Origin of the sequence: Nocardia farcinica (genome assembly GCF_029867845.1) — a bacterium.
Lineage (GTDB): Bacteria > Actinomycetota > Actinomycetes > Mycobacteriales > Mycobacteriaceae > Nocardia > Nocardia farcinica_A.
The window spans coordinates 1-2,128 of the sequence record NZ_JARWRU010000830.1 but is presented as its reverse complement, the minus strand read 5'-3'; the positions used below and the strand labels follow the sequence as shown (position 1 = coordinate 2,128).

At 72.7% G+C, this 2,128-nt stretch carries 1 protein-coding gene and 2 pseudogenes; all 3 read right to left on the bottom strand.

The genetic code is table 11. The annotated features are described in order from the left end of the window. Positions 1-469: pseudogene (locus tag QH283_RS18050) on the bottom strand (exopolyphosphatase); the annotation flags it as partial. Then, positions 469-1,593 carry a glycosyltransferase family 4 protein gene (locus QH283_RS18045; protein ID WP_280504163.1) on the bottom strand — a complete coding sequence of 375 codons (1,125 nt, stop codon included), beginning with the start codon at positions 1,591-1,593 and terminating at the stop codon, positions 469-471. The pseudogene QH283_RS18050 and the gene QH283_RS18045, both read right to left, overlap by 1 nt. Then, positions 1,590-2,128: pseudogene (locus tag QH283_RS18040) on the bottom strand (phosphatidylinositol mannoside acyltransferase); the annotation flags it as partial. The pseudogene QH283_RS18040 and the gene QH283_RS18045, both read right to left, overlap by 4 nt.

The window sequence follows — 2,128 nt, the reverse complement described above, 5'->3', positions numbered from 1 at the left end:
GGTGCAGCAGCCGCACCGGCCGCCGGGTGCGCAACGCCAGGGTGTCGCGCACGGCGTCGTTGTGGAAGCGCCGGGCGATGAGCACCCTGGCCTCGGCGTCGGCCATCTCGGCGACCAGTTGCGGGCGCAGCAGGCCGATGTCGACCGCGGCCAGGGCGGTGGCCAGCTGGTTCTCCACCGCCTCGCGCTCGGCGCGGTCGGCGCGCTCGGCCCGATCCGCCAGCGCGGCAAGGCGTTTGGCCTGCTCGGCCAGCACGGGATCGGAGACCGGTCCGGCGATGGCCATGGCCACCGAGCGGGCCACCACGGCGCGGCGGGCCAGCGCCGCCTCCAGCGCCTGCCAGGACTTGTCCGAGCGCACGTGCAGGCGGTCCAGCCGGTTGGCGGTCGAATACGCCCATGCGCCGATGGCCACGACGACGGCAGCGATCAGCGCGAGGACGAGGACGGTGGTGGCGGAGAAGGTGATCATCCGGCGGCCCGCACCCTGGTGTCGCCCACGGTCACGGTCTCGTAGACACGCAGGATCTGTTCGGCCACCACGGGCCAATCGTATTCGGCCACGATCTGATCGGCCTTGCGTACCAGAGCCTCTCGCCGCCCGGCGTCGGTGAGCAGGGAGGTGATGGCCTCGGCCAGCGCGCCGGCGTCGCCGACCGGGACCAGCAGGCCCGCCGCGCCGTCGCGCAGCACCCGGCGGAAGGCGTCCAGTTCACTGGCCACCACCGGGGTGCCCGCGGCCATGGCCTCGATCAGGATGATCCCGAAGCTCTCCCCGCCCAGATTGGGCGCGACGTAGACGTCGGCGCTGCGCATCGCGGAGGCCTTCTCCTCGTCGGAGACCTGGCCGAGGAAGCGCAGCCGGTCGGCGTTCGGCCCGGCCTCGCGGCGCAGGCGCTGCTCGTCACCGCGGCCGACGACGAGGATCTCGATGCCGGGATGCCTGCGCACCAGCTCCGGCAGCGCCTCGAGCAGCACCTGCATGCCCTTGCGCGGCTCGTCGTAGCGGCCGAGGAACAGCACCGTGCCGCCGGGGCGCGGATAGCCCGCCAGCATCGGGGCCCTGGCGAAGGCGGGCACGTCCACGCCGTTGGGGATCTCCACCGCGTCCGACCCGAGCGCCTCCACCTGCCAGCGCCTGGCCAGCTCGGAGACGGCGATGCGGCCGCTGATCTTCTCGTGGTAGGGCCGCAGCACGCCCTGGAAGGTGCTCAGCACCAGCGAGCGGGTGGTCGAGGTGTGGAAGGTCGCCACGATCGGGCCCTCGGCGATCTTCAGCGCCAGCATGGACAGGCTGGGCGCGTTGGGCTCGTGGATGTGCAGCACGTCGAAGTCGTTGCTCTCGATCCAGCGCCGGATCCGGGTGTAGGCGGTGGGGCCGAAGGACAGCCGCGCCACCGAACCGTTGTAGGGGATGGCCACCGCGCGCCCCGCCGAGACCACGAAGTCCGGCAGCGGGGTGTGTTCGGAGGCGGGCGCCAGCACGCTCACCTTGTGGCCGCGCTCGATGAACACCCGCGCCAGTTCGACCACATGGGCCTGCACGCCACCGGGCACGTCGAACGAGTACGGGCAGACCATGCCGATCTTCATGGTGTTTCGTCTCTTCCCCCTGGCTCGCTTCCGCCGGGCTCCGCTCGACCCTCCCGCGCGGTGAGGCGCGCCTGCTCCTCGGCGATCCTGGCGCGTCGCTGCGGTGACAGGTCGCTCTCCCACAACGGTTGCAACATGTGCCAGTCTGCCGGGTGCTCGGCGATTCCGGCGGCGAATCGGTCCGCCAGCGCCTGGGTGGTCGCGGCGATGCCGCCGGAGACGTCCAACGCCTGCTCGGTGCGCAGCCCCCAGCCCTCCGTGCCGTCCTCGGCGACGGTGAACCAGGCGTGCACCGGCATGAGCGCCGCGCCGGTCTCGACGGCCAGCTTGGCCGCGCCCGCGGGCATCCAGGTGCGCTCGCCGAAGAAGTCGACCGGCACCCCGCGTCCGGTCAGGTCGCGCTCGCCCATCAGGGCCACGATGCGGTTCTCCCGCAGCCGCTGGGCGAGGGTGGCGAACCGCGGCGGCGCGCCGCCGGGGAGCGGGGACACCGCGAAACCCAGACACAGCCGGTAGGCCCCCAAACCCGCGAACA

Coding starts and splice junctions, on each gene's coding strand:
- QH283_RS18045 (WP_280504163.1), bottom strand. CDS start 1,593: ATGAAGATCGGCATGGTCTGCCCGTACTCGTTCGACGTGCCCGGTGGC.